Source organism: Parapedobacter sp., from assembly GCF_053550995.1.
This window is the reverse complement of the sequence record NZ_JBMQOC010000047.1, coordinates 1-15,337: the sequence shown is the minus strand read 5'-3', so window position 1 is coordinate 15,337 and position 15,337 is coordinate 1. Positions and strand designations below refer to the sequence as shown.

The 15,337-nt window shown below is 48.0% G+C and carries 17 protein-coding genes and 1 pseudogene; 9 read left to right on the top strand and 9 right to left on the bottom strand.

Going from position 1 to position 15,337, the window contains the following annotated elements:
* The 3 genes from ACO1NT_RS06880 to ACO1NT_RS06870 all read right to left on the bottom strand — a co-directional run.
* Window positions 1-794, bottom strand: a 794-nt coding sequence (locus ACO1NT_RS06880; protein ID WP_449047727.1) for a VOC family protein, incomplete at its 3' end; no start/stop codon positions are given.
* A gap of 111 nt (window positions 795-905) precedes the next feature.
* Window positions 906-2,066 carry a homogentisate 1,2-dioxygenase gene (locus ACO1NT_RS06875; protein WP_449047725.1) on the bottom strand — a complete coding sequence of 387 codons (1,161 nt, stop codon included), beginning with the start codon at window positions 2,064-2,066 and terminating at the stop codon, window positions 906-908.
* A 386-nt stretch (window positions 2,067-2,452) separates the two neighbouring features.
* Window positions 2,453-3,076: a 7-carboxy-7-deazaguanine synthase QueE gene (locus ACO1NT_RS06870; RefSeq protein ID WP_449047724.1), complete on the bottom strand. Its 624-nt coding sequence runs from the start codon at window positions 3,074-3,076 to the stop codon at window positions 2,453-2,455.
* 119 nt (window positions 3,077-3,195) lie between these two features.
* On the opposite strand from ACO1NT_RS06870, the gene ACO1NT_RS06865 reads away from it, so the two are divergent.
* The 6 genes from ACO1NT_RS06865 (at window position 3,196) to rplT (ending at window position 8,284) form a co-directional block, all read left to right on the top strand.
* Window positions 3,196-4,449: an LVIVD repeat-containing protein gene (locus ACO1NT_RS06865; protein ID WP_449047722.1), complete on the top strand. Its 1,254-nt coding sequence runs from the start codon at window positions 3,196-3,198 to the stop codon at window positions 4,447-4,449.
* Between the two features lie 5 nt (window positions 4,450-4,454).
* A complete protein-coding gene (locus ACO1NT_RS06860) occupies window positions 4,455-5,012 on the top strand; it encodes a hypothetical protein (protein WP_449047720.1) in 558 nt (185 codons plus the stop codon).
* Between the two features lie 92 nt (window positions 5,013-5,104).
* A complete protein-coding gene (gene thrS / locus ACO1NT_RS06855; protein ID WP_449047719.1) occupies window positions 5,105-7,030 on the top strand; it encodes a threonine--tRNA ligase in 1,926 nt (641 codons plus the stop codon).
* A 12-nt stretch (window positions 7,031-7,042) separates the two neighbouring features.
* Entirely contained in the window at window positions 7,043-7,612 is a 570-nt protein-coding gene (gene infC, locus ACO1NT_RS06850) for a translation initiation factor IF-3 (protein WP_449047717.1), read from the top strand.
* 36 nt (window positions 7,613-7,648) lie between these two features.
* Window positions 7,649-7,849 carry a 50S ribosomal protein L35 gene (gene rpmI, locus ACO1NT_RS06845; RefSeq protein ID WP_262249005.1) on the top strand — a complete coding sequence of 67 codons (201 nt, stop codon included), beginning with the start codon at window positions 7,649-7,651 and terminating at the stop codon, window positions 7,847-7,849.
* A 90-nt stretch (window positions 7,850-7,939) separates the two neighbouring features.
* The gene (rplT, locus tag ACO1NT_RS06840) at window positions 7,940-8,284 is read left to right on the top strand and encodes a 50S ribosomal protein L20 (protein WP_449047716.1); all 345 of its coding nucleotides are present in this window, start codon (window positions 7,940-7,942) and stop codon (window positions 8,282-8,284) included.
* A 79-nt stretch (window positions 8,285-8,363) separates the two neighbouring features.
* Here rplT and gap read toward each other — a convergent pair whose 3' ends face one another.
* Complete coding sequence (gene gap, locus ACO1NT_RS06835) at window positions 8,364-9,368, bottom strand: type I glyceraldehyde-3-phosphate dehydrogenase (RefSeq protein WP_449047728.1); 1,005 nt, start codon at window positions 9,366-9,368, stop codon at window positions 8,364-8,366.
* Window positions 9,369-9,466: 98 nt separating this feature from the next.
* Between gap and ACO1NT_RS06830 the strand changes: the two genes are divergently transcribed.
* On the top strand, window positions 9,467-9,643 hold the full coding sequence (locus ACO1NT_RS06830; RefSeq protein WP_449047715.1) for a hypothetical protein: 177 nt from the start codon (window positions 9,467-9,469) through the stop codon (window positions 9,641-9,643).
* Between the two features lie 25 nt (window positions 9,644-9,668).
* Here ACO1NT_RS06830 and ACO1NT_RS06825 read toward each other — a convergent pair whose 3' ends face one another.
* Genes ACO1NT_RS06825 through ACO1NT_RS06805 form a run of 5 tightly spaced genes read right to left on the bottom strand, consistent with a single transcriptional unit; the run spans window position 9,669 to window position 13,534 of the window.
* Window positions 9,669-10,283 (bottom strand): peroxiredoxin family protein, encoded by a 615-nt coding sequence (locus ACO1NT_RS06825; RefSeq protein ID WP_449047713.1) that lies wholly within the window; start codon window positions 10,281-10,283, stop codon window positions 9,669-9,671.
* A gap of 24 nt (window positions 10,284-10,307) precedes the next feature.
* Window positions 10,308-11,570: an aspartate kinase gene (locus tag ACO1NT_RS06820; RefSeq protein ID WP_449047711.1), complete on the bottom strand. Its 1,263-nt coding sequence runs from the start codon at window positions 11,568-11,570 to the stop codon at window positions 10,308-10,310.
* Complete coding sequence (locus tag ACO1NT_RS06815; RefSeq protein WP_449047709.1) at window positions 11,570-12,376, bottom strand: RsiV family protein; 807 nt, start codon at window positions 12,374-12,376, stop codon at window positions 11,570-11,572. Before ACO1NT_RS06815 ends, ACO1NT_RS06820 begins: the two co-directional genes overlap by 1 nt.
* Before the next feature lie 10 nt (window positions 12,377-12,386).
* Window positions 12,387-12,869: an N-acetyltransferase family protein gene (locus tag ACO1NT_RS06810; protein ID WP_449047708.1), complete on the bottom strand. Its 483-nt coding sequence runs from the start codon at window positions 12,867-12,869 to the stop codon at window positions 12,387-12,389.
* Window positions 12,869-13,534 (bottom strand): YggS family pyridoxal phosphate-dependent enzyme, encoded by a 666-nt coding sequence (locus ACO1NT_RS06805; protein ID WP_449047707.1) that lies wholly within the window; start codon window positions 13,532-13,534, stop codon window positions 12,869-12,871. Before ACO1NT_RS06805 ends, ACO1NT_RS06810 begins: the two co-directional genes overlap by 1 nt.
* Window positions 13,535-13,698: 164 nt before the next feature.
* Between ACO1NT_RS06805 and ACO1NT_RS06800 the strand changes: the two genes are divergently transcribed.
* Window positions 13,699-14,379, top strand: coding sequence for a DUF4296 domain-containing protein (locus ACO1NT_RS06800; RefSeq protein ID WP_449047706.1), 681 nt, complete (start codon window positions 13,699-13,701; stop codon window positions 14,377-14,379).
* Between the two features lie 2 nt (window positions 14,380-14,381).
* Window positions 14,382-15,337 (top strand): annotated as a pseudogene (locus tag ACO1NT_RS06795) (endonuclease MutS2); the annotation flags it as partial.

Genomic DNA, 15,337 nt, shown 5'->3' with positions numbered 1-15,337 from the left:
TGTACGCCTTCGCCTTCATAAAATTCCAGGTATTCTTCTATCTGCGATTTTTTTATCCCCTCTGCCGGTTCGTTTATTGGAAATTTCACATACCCGTTCCCATTGCTCATCACTTTGCTCATCAGCGCCGAGTACTCGGTGTTTATTTGCTTATCATCAAAAGAAAGGATGTTCACGAATCCCATCACACTTTGGTACCATTTCACCGTTTCGTCCATGCGGTTCCAGCCCACATTACCCACACAATGGTCTATGTAACATAATCCAACCTCTTTCGGTTTGTAGGTTGGTTCCCATGGAATGTATCCCGGCATAAATACTCCCTGGTAGTTCTTGCGTTCTACGAAAAGATGTACGGTTTCGCCATAGGTATAAATAGCGGCCATCCTTAATTCCCCACCGTTATCCGCCAAGGTCTGCGGTGCCAAATACGATTTGGCACCGCGTTTGGTAGTTTCCTCAAATGACGTATAGGCGTCGTCTACCTGCAGCGCAAGCATTTTCACCCCATCGCCATGTTTCTTCACGTGTTCACTGATAGGATGGTCGGAATGGAGCGCCGAAGTAAGCACAATCCGTATTTTTTGCTGGCGAAGTACATAGGATGCACGGTCGCGCATACCCGTCTCAGGGCCCGCATAGGCTTCCGGTTGGAAACCGAAGGCCGTTTGGTAATAATGGGCCGCCTGTTTCGCGTTCCCTACATATAATTCGATGAAATCGGTGCCATTGATCGGCAGGAAGTCACCTGCCTTTGCTATTTTTTCTGCAAATGTTAGTGTTTCGTTGGTCATGTTATGTTAGTTTAAGAATAGAACACGGACGATACGGGTTGAGCAGATGACCATTGATCTTCTGTCTGATTAGCCGCGTAAACCTTTTTAATCGGCGTTATCCGCGTTCTATTAGTTGTTTTGCCATGATTTATAATAGTTTCTATCTTCTATTTCCAAGGCCTCCTCGGTGAGCATCAACGGCCGGAATGGATCAATCATCACCGCCAGTTCATCCGTTCTGTTTTGGCCGATACTTCTTTCCACTGTGCCGGGATGGGGGCCATGGGGTATGCCGCCGGGATGGAGTGTTATCTGACCCCGTTCAACATGCTTGCGGCTCATAAAATCACCGTCCACGTAATAGAGTACTTCGTCAGAATCCACGTTGCTGTGGTTATAAGGAGCGGGTACGGCCTGTGGATGGTAATCATAAAGCCGGGGGCAGAAGCTACACAACACGAAGTGGTCTGTTTCGAATGTCTGGTGCACGGGAGGTGGTTGGTGTAACCGTCCGGTAATGGGTTCAAAATTATGTATTGAAAATCCCCACGGAAAATGATAACCGTCCCAGCCTACGAAATCAAAAGGATGGGTGCCATAGGTATATGGGTATATCAACCCATCCTTCTTGATGACGATTTTGAAATCGCCCTGTTCATCGTGCGTCTCCAAATCGCGCGGAAGTTTCATGTCGCGTTCGCAAAAGGGCGCGTGTTCCATCAATTGGCCATGTTCGTTGCGGTACCGTTTGGGTGTTCGTACGGGACTGAAAGATTCCACGATGAATAGCCTGTTTCGCGGTGTATCGAAGTGTAGTTGATAGATTACTCCGCGTGGTATGAGTAGGTAATCTCCATATTCAAACGGTATATGGCCATATCCAGTTTTCAGAACACCATTTCCTTCGTGTACAAAGATGATTTCATCGGCTTGGCTATTTTTATAGAAATAGTCGGTCATCGAATGCCTTGGTGCTGCCAATGATATGTGCAGATCGGCGTTCACCAACACGGGTTTGCGGCTATCTAGGAAATCGTCGGCTGGCGCAATGTCAAAACCCTTCAAGCTGGTATGCTTAAGATGTTTTGCGCGCACTATTTTCGGTTGCGCTGCATACGGTTCACTGATTTCTTTCACCAAGGTGGGAGGGTGGCAATGGTACACCAGTGAGTAGGTGCTGGAGAAACCATGTGTAGACACGAGTTCTTCTGCGTAGAGGCCGCTATCCGGTTTACGGAATACGGTATGGCGTTTAGCGGGGATTTCCCCTAATGTATGGTAAATAGGCATTTTTTTTAATTGATAGTGGATAATTGACGGTGGATAGTTAACTTACCATCCACTCATTTACGACAACAATAAAAAGTGGAAGTTGTTGTTAGTACTGCGCAAAAACAAGCTCGGCCAGCAAGGCTTGCGTAAAAGGTAGCATACCAGTGGCCCATGTTGCGGTGGTATGTTGCGTGTGTGCGGCCATCATTACTCCATAATTGGTATTACAACTACGAAGGTACATATTATATTTCAAATTTGATGGTTAGGACAATTAATGGCAGGGCAACCGATTTGAAAACAATTACCGGTCGCCGTTCGGTGCTTATGGTGGCCTGAATGAAGGGGACACAAAAAGGATTTAGCCATGGCCTTTCACCGGCTGAGCCCGACGGATCCGGGATTTACGGAATATTAAGGTACTTGTGTGTTTGCAGGGAGATTTCCCACTTGGGGTTTTGCATCACGTAATCCACGATAAGTGGCGTCATCTCTTGCGCTTTCGACCATTCGGGCTGAAGATAGAGCCTGCAGGTGGGAGAGACAAGGGCGGCATGCTGCTCGGCCCATGCAAAATCGCTCTTGTTGAACACGATGACTTTCAGCTCGCCGGCAGCCGCGATGACATCGGGCAAAGGGGCTTTGAACTTCTTCGGCGAGAGGCAAATCCAATCCCAAGAGCCGCTTAGCGGGTAAGCGCCCGACGTCTCTATAAACGTTTGGATACCGGCGGCCTGCAAACCATGTGTAAGGTAATCGAGGTTGTACAGCAATGGCTCACCACCTGTTACCACTACCGCCTTTGAAGGGTGCTGCATGGCATGGTTGATGATCGCGTCTGCTGCCGTAAGCGGGTGGAGCTCGGCATCCCAGCTCTCTTTTACATCGCACCAATGGCAACCCACATCGCACCCGCCAAGACGGATGAAATAAGCCGCTTTGCCGGTATGATATCCCTCACCTTGGATGGTGTAAAACTCCTCCATTAATGGAAGTAATGTGCCGTCTTCGGGAACTTGGTGTGCCATGTTGTTTTTAGAAATGCAAAGGTAGCAAAATTTATAATGGGTTTGAATGTAGCGTTTCGGCTGCTGCATCCGTTTTCAATAATAAATACCATTATAGGTTCCTGAAAACTTAACTTAATATGAAAAGAAAATCACACCTTGGTCGTTTATCCAACAGTTGGATGGGCGTGTTGTTGGCTGTCGTGGCGGTATTTGCTTCCTGCCGCGACCAGGTAGAACACACCATTACCTATAAAACACAGGTGCCGGTTTATCTGGAAGTCAATGTGTTCCGGAGCATGGAGGTAGGTATCAAACCGCCGAAAAGTTTCTCCGAGACCGGAAAGATTTATGTATATGGTGATTACCTGTTCATCAACGAACCGCAGAAAGGCATTCACATTGTAGACAACCGCAATCCGTCGGACCCGAAGAACATCAATTTCATCAGTGTGCCGGGCAACGTAGATATGGCGGTGAACAGCAACATCCTATATGCCGATAGCTACATTGACCTTCTCGCCTTTGATATCAGCAATATCCGGGACGTGAGATTGGTGGAACGGGTGGAAGGTGTGTTCCCGAATATGTTCGTCAACGTCGAACAGTCCACATTCATTACCTATAAAGATACCGTCATCACTGCCGTCACTACCGAGGAGGGAGGGATCTGGAGGGGGGGTGTGGTATGGAATGAGGCGGCCTTCGCGTCCGGCGATTTCTCGGGACCTAGTTACGGGCAGGGTGGTTCCATGGCCCGTTTTACACTGATGGGCGGGCACCTGTATGCGGTAGACAATCAGTCGCTGCGGCTATTTGACGTACAACTAGCCAACAAGCCGGAATTTATCAAGGACATTCCCCTGGGTTGGGGTATCGAAACCATATTCCCCTACAAAGAGCAGCTTTTTATCGGCTCGATGACAGGTATGCACATTTACGATGCCAGCACACCCTCTGCACCCGAACCCATGGCGGTATACGAGCATATCATGGCCTGCGACCCGGTAGTTGTGAATGACGATTATGCCTTTGTAACGCTGCGATCGGGCACGATGTGCCGTGTGAGCGAAAACGCACTGCATGTGCTGGACATTAAAGACCTCTACCATCCCAAATTGCTTAAATCGTACCCGATGGACAATCCACATGGGCTGGGTCTGCGGGGAAACAACCTTTATATCTGCGAAGGCGATTTCGGACTGAAGAGCTTTGATGTAACCGACGTGATGCATATCGGTGAGAACCTATTGGAACACCACCAAGACAGGGGAGCGACTGATGTTATCCCAGCATCGAAATCGTTGATTGTAACCGGCCCTGATGGCGTATGCCAATACGATGATAGTAACCCCGCGAAGCTTCGCTTGCTGAGCTGTATCCGTACAAAATAGGAGCTATGCGATGGCAATGTAATCTACTCCTTGCCATCGTGCTCAGCACGGTGGCGTTAGGAACGCCCTTGCACGGACAGACGGTTGACTATACGAACGAAACGGAGATGGGTATCATGTGGTCACGAGCGAATTTTTTCTCGCCTGTGGCCGCTACGGTGCAAACCTTCCATGGCGTGCAGTTTGATGGCGTGCTGAGCATGGGGCTTACTGTCGGACTTGATGAATATTTCGGCCTGCATTTGCTACCGATCGCTGTGGGCAGCCGGGCCGTGCTGCCTTGCAGGAAGGTTTCGCCCTACCTCGGGGTAGAAGTAGGGTACGGGTTTACCTGGCTTGAGAAAAAGACCGCCAGTAAATGGCATGAGGGGGGCATGGTCTTCCATCCGGCCATTGGCGTGCGTTGGAAGGCCGGTGGAAAAGACCGCTACCTAATTAACATCGGCTATAAAAGACAAGCGGTAGCCGAACATAACGCTGATGCTGCGTGGGGCCCTGGTTCCTTCCGCACTGCGCGGTACGCCCTTAACCGGATGACGGTCGGGTTCGGGATGATATTCTAGATTTCTTTCTTACCTTTGCACCCGAACTGACAATCACACTTGTATTGTGGTTTATTGGATTTTTTATTTTTAACACGAAATCATACTTGTAAATGATGAAAATCACCCTACCGGACGGTTCCGTGCGTCAATATGCGCGGGGTACCTCGGCGATGGAAATCGCCCAATCCATTTCAGAAGGCTTAGCCCGTAACGTACTGGCTGCCGAAGTAAACGGCGACGTGTGGGATGCGTCGCGCCCTATTGAACATGATGCTACCGTGCGACTGCTCACTTGGAACGACAAGGAAGGGAAATCAACCTTTTGGCACTCGTCGGCTCACTTGATGGCCGAGGCATTGGAGGCACTGTATCCAGGTATCAAATTCGGTATCGGTCCTGCCATTGAAACGGGTTTTTACTATGATGTCGATTTTGGCGACCGCGAATTCTCGTCCGATGACTTCAAGCAAATTGAAAATAAGATGGTGGAATTGGCGCGCACCAAAGCAGCCTATCTACGTAAGCCCGTAAGCAAAGCCGATGCGGTGCAATATTTCACGGATAAAGGTGACGAATATAAACTGGATCTCATCAAGGATTTGCCGGACGGTAGTATCACGTTCTACACGCAAGGTAATTTTACCGACTTATGCCGCGGTCCGCACATTCCGAATACCGGTTTTATAAAGGCGGTCAAGCTTACCAATGTGGCGGGAGCCTATTGGCGCGGCGATGAAAGTCGGAAACAACTGACCCGAATATATGGGGTAACGTTCCCTAAGGCCGGTGAATTGGTCGATTACCTGCACATGATTGAAGAGGCGAAAAAACGGGACCATCGCAAGTTGGGACGGGAGCTGGAACTATTTGCTTTTTCGGAGAAAGTGGGTTTGGGGCTACCCCTGTGGCTGCCCAAAGGCGCGCGCTTGCGGCAGAAGTTGATTGATTTCCTACAGCGCGCGCAGGTCAGAGCCGGCTACGAGCCAGTAGTGACCCCACATATTGGCCACAAGAACCTCTATGTCACGTCGGGGCACTACGAAAAATATGGCGCGGATTCATTCCAGCCCATCCATACGCCGCAGGAAGGGGAGGAGTTCTTGCTGAAGCCAATGAACTGCCCGCATCACTGTGAAATCTATAAAACAAAACCGCGCTCGTACAAAGATTTGCCGATTCGCTATGCAGAGTTTGGTACGGTTTACCGGTATGAACAGAGTGGTGAGTTGCATGGTTTGACACGCGTTCGTGGTTTTACACAAGATGATGCCCACTTGTTCTGTCGGCCGGATCAGGTGAAAGATGAGTTCAAGAAGGTTATCGATTTGGTACTTTATGTTTTCGGAGCATTGGGCTTCGAGGATTATACCGCGCAGATCTCACTCCGAGATCCCGATAATAAGGGTAAGTACATCGGTACGGACGAAAAATGGGATCGTGCCGAGCAGGATATCATCGAAGCGGCGGAAGAGAAGGGCTTGAAGACCGTTGTGGAATATGGTGAAGCAGCTTTTTATGGCCCGAAGCTTGATTTTATGGTGAAAGATGCGTTGGGTAGGAAATGGCAACTGGGGACGATTCAGGTAGACTACAATTTACCCGAGCGGTTTGAACTGGAATATACCGGTAGCGACAATGTGAAACACCGCCCGGTAATGATACACCGTGCTCCGTTTGGCTCGTTGGAACGCTTTGTGGCCGTGTTGATTGAGCATTGCGCCGGTCAGTTTCCATTATGGCTGTCGCCTGAGCAATTTATCATTCTTCCCGTATCGGAGAAATACGAAGAATATGCGAAAAAACTTTTAGAATCGCTCAATAATTCCGATATTCGCGCCCTACTGGACTTGCGCGACGAAAAGGTCGGGCGCAAAATCAGGGACGCGGAATTGAAGAAAATACCCTACATGCTTATTGTGGGTGAGAAAGAGGAGGCAGATGGTACTCTTGCTGTCAGGAAACATGGTGTCGGGGATTTGGGGACAATGAGCGTAAAATCATTCAGTGAGCAGTTAATAAAAGAGATAACCGTTTAATTAGTTGAACATTTGGCATTAAAAAGACCAGGATTCAGAGGCCCGAGGCCGCCATTTAGAAAGAAGGAACCGGAGCATCGTATCAATGAGAACATCAGGGTACCCGAGGTACGATTGGTGGGAGACAATATCGAGCAGGGTATATACCCCACGCGTAAGGCATTGGAACTTGCCGATGAATTGGAACTTGACTTGGTGGAAATATCGCCTAAAGCGATTCCCCCTGTCTGCCGGATTATCGACTACAGTAAGTTTATCTACGAGCAGAAAAAGAAGCAGAAAGAAATCAAGTCCAATGCCAAGCAAACGGTCATCAAGGAAATCCGTTTTGGGCCTAATACGAACGACCATGATTTCGAGTTCAAGCTCAAACATGCCATCAAGTTCCTGGAAGCTGGTGAAAAGGTTCGCGCTTACGTGCATTTCAAGGGCCGAGCCATTGTGTATAAAGAGCAGGGCGAAATCCTGTTATTGCGTTTTGCGCAGGCTTTGGAAGACTACGGTAAAGTAGAACTATTGCCCAAATTAGAAGGCAAGCGTATGTTTCTTACGGTAGCGCCTAAGACGGCCGCAAAAAAATAAATACTAACAACAAATCGATATAAAAAATTAGTAATCATGCCAAAAGTGAAAACCAATTCCAGTGCGAAGAAGCGTTTCAAGCTTACTGGAACAGGTAAGATTGCCCGGAAGCATGCTTTCAAGAGTCACATCCTGACAAAGAAAAGCACCAAGCAGAAGCGCAATCTGACGCAGACCGGTCTAGTGTCTGAAGCCGATATGGGCAACGTGAAACGTATGCTTGTTATCGGGAAATAGTACTTAGTAGTTAATAGTTATTAATAACCGGGTACCGGGTTGTAAGACCGTTGCAAAACACGGCGCCTGCTACCAAAGAAAGTAAAGTTTATGCCACGTTCGGTTAACGCAGTAGCGTCGAGAAGAAGACGCAAAAAGATCCTCAAAATGGCCAAAGGCTATTATGGATCGCGCAGCAAGGTTTATACCGTTGCGAAGAATACAGTAGAAAAGGGATTGTTGTACGCTTATCGCGACCGCAAAACCAAAAAACGGGAGTTTAGGGCGTTGTGGATACAACGTATCAATGCCGGTGCCCGCGAGCATGGGATATCCTACTCGCAATTGATAGGTAAGTTAAATGCCAAAAATATAGGGTTGAACCGTAAGGTACTGGCCGATTTGGCAATGAACAATCCTGAGGCTTTCAAAGCCGTTGTTGATGCAGTGAAATAACGTTTTTAAAACCGATATCGATTTTGTTAGTGAAAGAGAGAGGCCGCCGTTGGCGGCTTCGCTTTTTTCCGTGTGACCTCTATTCCTTTGCTTCCAATCGGGTCAATAAATCTACTACACGGTTCGAATAACCATATTCGTTATCATACCAGCCGACAACCTTTGTCAAGCCGCCGACCACTGATGTCAACTGGGCATCGAACACGCAGGAGTAAGGGCTGTTGATGATATCTACCGACACAATGGGATCTTCCGTATATTGCAAAACCTGTTTGAGATTTCCGGTGGCAGCAACTTTGAAGGCGGCATTGATTTCTTCTACAGTCGGTTGCTGACGCAAGTTACAAGTGAAGTCGGTGAGCGACCCATTTAGCACCGGTACCCGTATACCGGCACCCCCAAGTTTTCCTTCGAGGTGCGGGAATACATTGGTAATAGCCTTGGCGGCACCTGTGGTAGTAGGTATGATGGAGGCCGAAGCTGCCCGTGCTCGCCGTAGATCGCGATGTGGACGATCGTGTAAACTTTGGTCGCCTGTCATGCTATGTACGGTGGTGATATAACCGTCTACAATTCCCCAATGGTCATCCAATACTTTCACCAACGGAGCGAGATTGTTGGTGGTGCACGAAGCATTTGATAAAATGGGTGTACGTAGGTCGATGTGGTCATCGTTGACGCCTAAGACCACCGTGGGTATGTCCCTATCCGGCGAGGGGGCCGAAATAATGACCTGTTTGGCGCCGGCTTCGAGGTGTTGGATCGCCTGGTATTTTGCTGTGAACTTTCCGGTCGATTCGACAACCACATCCACGCCTAAAGATCCCCAAGGCAATTGGGTGGGTACTTGTTCGCGCATAATCTGGATAGGTGCGTGCCCATCGATAACCAATCGATCGTCATCGGCTACAACGTCGCCAGGATAAGGACCATGTACCGAATCATATTTAAATAGATGAGCCAATGTGGGTACATCAGTGAGATCATTGATGGCGACGATGGCAATGCCATCTTGTTTACGAAGCAGGATGTTCCGTAGGGTATTGCGGCCAATGCGGCCAAATCCATTAATGGCGACGTTCAGCATATCCAATTATGTTATTGTGGTCTTGTCGTGACCAAAGTTACACATTTCGTTCGTGTGTCCCGAAACAAATTATAGGCTTTGGGGGTTTTGGAAGTATGAAAAAGGACGAAAAATTCGAACCTAAAGATTCAATCCGCCATCCGCGCGAACGTGAACAGGTGGTTACCCAGAAGGCGGACCTGCGGGTGCGGAAAAGCCCCGATACGGCGAGTCCGGCACTCAAACGGAAATTTAGTGAGCAGCCACCCACAAAGCACAACTCAAAAACGTAGCCCTCGGCAACAGCATTGTCAGGTGCTATTTGTTGATGGCTGTTATGATGTCATTGATATCGCGCTCGCCATTCCAAAATTCTTTTAACTCCCCGTTGGGACCATAGACATAGGTAGCCGGATATTGCGATGGAAGATGAAACTTATTGATAAAGTCGGCCCCCCTGTCGTAAAGAACCGCTACGTTCTTCTTATCAAGCAAGGGTTTTGCCCAGGTGTCGAGAAATGAAGCCATCAAAGCGGGGTCGTTCATGGATACAAAGTAGAAGTGAGCGTCCTTCACTTGGTCATAATGTTTGCCGATGTCGTTAGCTTCGTGCTGGCAATGGCTACATGTGGGGTCAAATAGGATGAAAACGATATTTCCTGTTTTGGCTAGATCGTCTTTCGTGAAGCGGATACCGCTTTTTAAGATGTAGAATGTAAAATCGGGAATGACCGGTACAGGGCCGGCAGCTGGGGCCGGTTGTCGGGGTTCTTGCGGGCTTGTTGGCGCAGCCGTTTGGGCCTCGTTGCTGGCTGATTCTGTGGCAGACTTATCAGTTGAATGGGTGGTTGTTCCGCTATTATTGCACGATATTGTCAACGCGATGAGAACAAGGTATGAAAGTTTGATGATATGATTTATTCGTGTTGTCATGTAGGCAAATGTACGGGATTATAATCATAGTTTGCGCACCAAAAGCTGGCAGGTATAACTGTCTCTCAGTTCCATGATGATTTCCTTTTCTACCAATACGCGATCGATGGTTTGTTGGTTATAGTAGCGTATTGTAATTAATTCCAAACCGCCTTGGTGCTGAACATCATATCGCGTTTGGAGATCGCTGAGCAGGGCAGAAACGTTACCGCCTGTATCATCGATACTGACCGAGAAGTTAACGGCACTGTTATGCATCATGTTAACCTTAATTTTATGCGCGTGGAAACGACTGAAAATATCACTAAGGTTATCTTCAACGATGAAAGAGAAATCTTTGGGAAGTACGGAAATCAGCACTTGGTTTACTTTGAAAATAAACGACGGGACCGGAAGTGACTCGTTGGTGCGTTTAATTTGTGTTCCACCATTCTCTATATCGATAAATGATTTCACGAAGAGCGGAATGTTCTTGTTCTGCAGTGGTTTTATGGTCTTCGGATGGATAACGGTCGCCCCGTAATAAGTCAATTCAATGGCATCCAAATATGATAGCTCGGGAATAAGCTCGGTTTGGTCGAACCATTTGGGGTCGGCATTCAATACACCAGGCACATCCTTCCATATGGTGAGGCTTTCAGCTTGGAGGCAGGCGGCGAAAATGGCCGCTGAATAATCCGATCCTTCCCGACCCAAGGTGGTGGTGAAATTTTCGCTAGTGGAGCCAATGAAGCCTTGCGTTATCAAGAGTTGGCTTTCAAGTAGTTCGGGCAATCGCTCCTGTATACGGGCCGTGGTGACTTTCCAATCCACGCGCCCTTCACGATGTGAGTTATCAGTAAGGATAAAGTCACGGGCATCTATCCAACGGCTTTGAAGTCCGATGGTATTCAGGTAATGACTTACGATAGTCGTGGAAACCAACTCGCCTACGGCAACTATCTGGTCATACAGGTAGTCATAAGGGTCCATGGCCGATTCTTCCAATATCCAATCGATTTCCACGAAACGGTTGGTTACCTCGTTATGTACCGGATGGGAGGCATCGGGAAAGAGCTGCATAGTAATCGAGCGGTGGTATTGCTTGGCCTCTTCAAGCAGGTTGGCCGCGGAGTCCATGCCCTGAACATAGCATTTTACCAATTCTTCCAGCAAATTGGTTGTCTTGCCCATAGCAGATACGACAATTAGCAATGCTTTGTTTTTATGTGTCGCAACGATACGACCTAGGTTCGCAACACCCTCGGCGTCTTTAACAGATGCGCCGCCAAATTTAAATACTTGCATTAAGGTTCAACTTGAATATTCAATTCATTAATGATCCGTTTTGCCCGATCCGTCAGTAGCCGTTCAATATCCCTGTAAGGAATACGCAGCTCCGTTTGCCCGTTTACATAGGGTTTGATCTCGTAGATATTATAAAGGAACAACATACTATCGGGTTCGAGGGCAAAATTATCGGGTAGGTTAAACTGGCCCTGGTTGAAAAAGTAGCCATTATCGAGTGGTTGGTCAACCCCGAGGTTCTCCTGATCGCGGAAATAGCGCTCCGCTACGGCCGTCAATTCATTCTGGTATGATTGGGACACGATGTCATCGAGTTCCAGCGATTTGCCGGTCTGCAAGTCGTAGTGCTTAAAGACGGTTGCATAGTTACCATGGGCACCACCGGTGTAAGAAGAGGCGTGGATGGCGAGGGCCAAGTAGGTAGGGGTGTTGCCGAACACTTTGGCGTGCGACTCCGAGGTCCAAACGCGAGGATACGGATCATATGCCTGAAAACGGTCGAATTCGCCAATGAATGTAGTGGCCGCCTCTTCTACCGTGGTCGTGTCGTTACCTAATAATGCAGTTCGGACAAACCGATTGGCGGATGAATCATCGAACACGGGATATGATGCGGCGAAAAAAGTCGTGTCGGTGGTTTCACTTGTCTTGATCAGATTTTTACTGTATTTGATATAATCCTCGTACACATAAGCCAACGTATCGACTACAACGGTGTCGTTTGCTCGTTCCGTTTCGCCCGTATTCAGCTGGCATGCTGATAATGCAAAGCTAAAAAATAGAACACATGCCGTTAACTTCGTCATCTCCATATGCTTATCGTTTTTTACTTGTCGCTGTTGGACCAGCGATTGATACATTTACCCACTCACCGTCAAAAGTCGCTCCATATTTTTTATAGAATTGGATGGCAGGTTCATTCCATTCCAATACTTGCCAAACCATTCCACTATAATGCCGTGTTTGGCAAAGTTTCCAAGTTTCATCGAAAAGCAATTTGCCCAGGCCCTTTCCACGCATAGACTCGGTAACGACAATATCTTCGAGATATAGGCGGCGGCCCTTCCACGTAGAGTATCGGATATAAAAAAGAGACATACCGACAATACGGCCTTCCACTTCGGCGACAAACGCTTCCCATATCGGGCTATCGCCAAAGCCAGCATCAATGAATTCTTCCAGGCTTACAGTTACCTCATCAGGGGCACGCTCATACTCCGCCAGTTCTTTGACCAGTTCCAACAACTGTTGACAATCCGAAGCGGTTGCTTTGCGTATTTTGTGGGATATCGTTTCCATTATCTGCTGCCAAAAATTGTGCTTCCCAAACGAACCATGGTGCAACCTTGTTCGATAGCAAGTTTATAATCGGTAGACATCCCCATGGATAGGGTGTCAAAATAGTCGGCTTGTCTGAAGAAACTAACCTTAACACCGTCGAACAACGATTTCAATTCACTGAATTCCGCTTTGACTTCCCGTTCGTTGGGGGTGTTGGTAGCAATACCCATCAGTCCGCGTATGCGGATATACTTCAAGTCGGCCAATTCTTCCGACCTTAAAAGCGCTATCAGTTCCACATGGTCAAGGCCGAATTTAGTTTCTTCCTCAGCAATGTGGATTTGCAGCAGGCAATCGATGACGCGATTATTTTTGGCGGCTTGCTTATCGATTTCTTTCAACAACTTTAGGCTGTCAACCGAATGGATAAGCGCAACGAATGGGGCGATGTATTTTACTTTGTTGCGCTGTAGATGGCCAATAAGGTGCCATTGGATGTCTTTGGGTAGTACCTCGTATTTACTGGTGAGCTCCTGGACGATATTTTCTCCGAAAATACGTTGGCCCGCATCGTATGCCTCTTTGACCGCTTCAATCGGTTTGGTTTTGGAAACGGCAACCAAGGTGACATTCAAACGATTCAACTCGTTGTTGATGGTTTTAATCTGATCGGCTATATCCATATATGCATTACTGCGTTTGTGTGATAGTGAATAATTGCATATAAAAAGCAATTTGTCTAAGTTTGCACAAAACTACGAAACCTTCGGGTATCCATCAAGGGTGGAGTGTTGGAATTGAGGGATAGTTGATAACGTTGTAGTGATAGATGAGGTAAGGTAAATACATGCGGCTGATAACCATCGCATTAACGATTTTTGTTTTCAGTACTGCTTGCCAGGACGACATTCCTGAAGGAGTGGTACCGCAACCGCATATGGAGGCTATTCTATTGGATATGCACTTGGCTGATGGCCAGTTGGCTTCCATGATGGCGGATACGGCAAGGAAATACCGTGATGCCTATTATGAGGCGATTTTCAATCGGTATGCCATTGACTCCGCTATGTTTGAGCAAAGCCTTAAATTCTATTCGACGCGGCCAGCGATAATGAAGGTGATGTATACGGGCATCGAAAAACGGCTGGAGGCGTATAATACCGCAGAGCAGAAAGCAATAGAAGAAAAATACAGTGCTCAGCGAAAGGCTGATTCCGTAATCAGTGCCCGACGGGCAGATAGTCTGCAAAAGATAAAACGTGACTCGTTGGATTTTAAACGTAAGCGTTACCTGTTGTATCTCGATGGCCCGGACACCCTCCGATATAGCCGACCTGTGCCGGTAACTTATACCTTATTAAGGGAGCGTATGATGGAGGCTATTGGCCTACGTACCGACGGTTCGGGAGACGACGGCCCCCATGTTACGCGCGCCAAGCCGGTGGTGCCCCCAACCACGCCTGTACCGGAACCAAGCGTGGAAGATCGTAACCGACCGGTGTTGAAGCCCCTAAAAAAAATCAAGTGACGATGACTTTTCCGGAAAATGCCCTGGAGAAACTTGGCTTTGCTGACATAAGGGCGCTGATTGCCACCAAATGCCTCAGTGAGATGGGAAAGGAGCTTGTATCCCGGATACGGCCACAAACCCGTTTTGACTCGATCAACCGATTCCTTAGGCAAACAGTTGAATTCAAAGCTTTGCTGACGAATGATGCGCCATTGCCGGTAGATCATCTGTACCCAATCCGGCCACTGGTAGAAAGAGCAAGGGTGGAAGGTGCTTTCCTGGCTGAAGAAGATTTTTTCCAGCTTATGCTCTCTTTGCGCACCGTATTTGCGATTATCCGCTATTTCAATGAAAGGGGAGGGCAATACCCTAATCTCGAAGCCTTATTCGAACACCTGCCGATAGAAAAAGATATTCTGGTTGCCATCGATCGGGTAATCGACACCAAGGGAAAGATAAAGCCAAATGCTTCGCCGGCATTGGCTACCATCGTAGCCGAGATTGCCAAAACAGAGCAAGAGGCCCGGAAACGTATCGACCAGGTATTCCGGGCAGCACAACAACAGGGGTGGACCGCCGATGGCAATTTGACCGTGCGTGACGGTAGACTGTGCATTCCGGTGCTGGCCGAAAACAAACGCAAAGTAAAGGGTTGGATACACGATGAATCGGCCACTGGACAAACCACGTATATTGAGCCTGAGGAAGTGTTTCATCTGAATAACAAAGTGCGCGATCTCGAGTTTGAGATGCGACGGGAAATCGCACGTATTCTTACCGCCCTTACCGACGAACTCAGGCCACACATGCCGTTGCTCATCGATTACCATCGGCTTCTTGCCAAGGTTGATTTTGTACGGGCGAAGGCCGTTTTTGCCATCGAAATCGACGCCCATATGCCGGAATTGGTTGCTGACGCTTCCATCGTCCTTGTCGGCGCACGGCATCCATTGTTATTACTTAATTTTAAGGGTAC

What these genes read in the sequence shown, in the direction of transcription:
- ACO1NT_RS06875 (WP_449047725.1), bottom strand. Translation starts at nt 2,066, where the DNA reads ATGCCTATTTACCATACATTAGGGGAAATCCCCGCTAAACGCCATACC.
- rpmI (WP_262249005.1), top strand. Translation starts at nt 7,649, where the DNA reads ATGCCAAAAGTGAAAACCAATTCCAGTGCGAAGAAGCGTTTCAAGCTT.
- ACO1NT_RS06865 (WP_449047722.1), top strand. Translation starts at nt 3,196, where the DNA reads ATGAAAAGAAAATCACACCTTGGTCGTTTATCCAACAGTTGGATGGGC.
- ACO1NT_RS06825 (WP_449047713.1), bottom strand. Translation starts at nt 10,283, where the DNA reads ATGACAACACGAATAAATCATATCATCAAACTTTCATACCTTGTTCTC.
- rplT (WP_449047716.1), top strand. Translation starts at nt 7,940, where the DNA reads ATGCCACGTTCGGTTAACGCAGTAGCGTCGAGAAGAAGACGCAAAAAG.
- ACO1NT_RS06805 (WP_449047707.1), bottom strand. Translation starts at nt 13,534, where the DNA reads ATGGATATAGCCGATCAGATTAAAACCATCAACAACGAGTTGAATCGT.
- ACO1NT_RS06810 (WP_449047708.1), bottom strand. Translation starts at nt 12,869, where the DNA reads ATGGAAACGATATCCCACAAAATACGCAAAGCAACCGCTTCGGATTGT.
- ACO1NT_RS06800 (WP_449047706.1), top strand. Translation starts at nt 13,699, where the DNA reads ATGCGGCTGATAACCATCGCATTAACGATTTTTGTTTTCAGTACTGCT.
- ACO1NT_RS06815 (WP_449047709.1), bottom strand. Translation starts at nt 12,376, where the DNA reads ATGACGAAGTTAACGGCATGTGTTCTATTTTTTAGCTTTGCATTATCA.
- thrS (WP_449047719.1), top strand. Translation starts at nt 5,105, where the DNA reads ATGATGAAAATCACCCTACCGGACGGTTCCGTGCGTCAATATGCGCGG.
- ACO1NT_RS06830 (WP_449047715.1), top strand. Translation starts at nt 9,467, where the DNA reads ATGAAAAAGGACGAAAAATTCGAACCTAAAGATTCAATCCGCCATCCG.
- ACO1NT_RS06820 (WP_449047711.1), bottom strand. Translation starts at nt 11,570, where the DNA reads ATGCAAGTATTTAAATTTGGCGGCGCATCTGTTAAAGACGCCGAGGGT.
- ACO1NT_RS06860 (WP_449047720.1), top strand. Translation starts at nt 4,455, where the DNA reads ATGCGATGGCAATGTAATCTACTCCTTGCCATCGTGCTCAGCACGGTG.
- ACO1NT_RS06870 (WP_449047724.1), bottom strand. Translation starts at nt 3,076, where the DNA reads ATGGCACACCAAGTTCCCGAAGACGGCACATTACTTCCATTAATGGAG.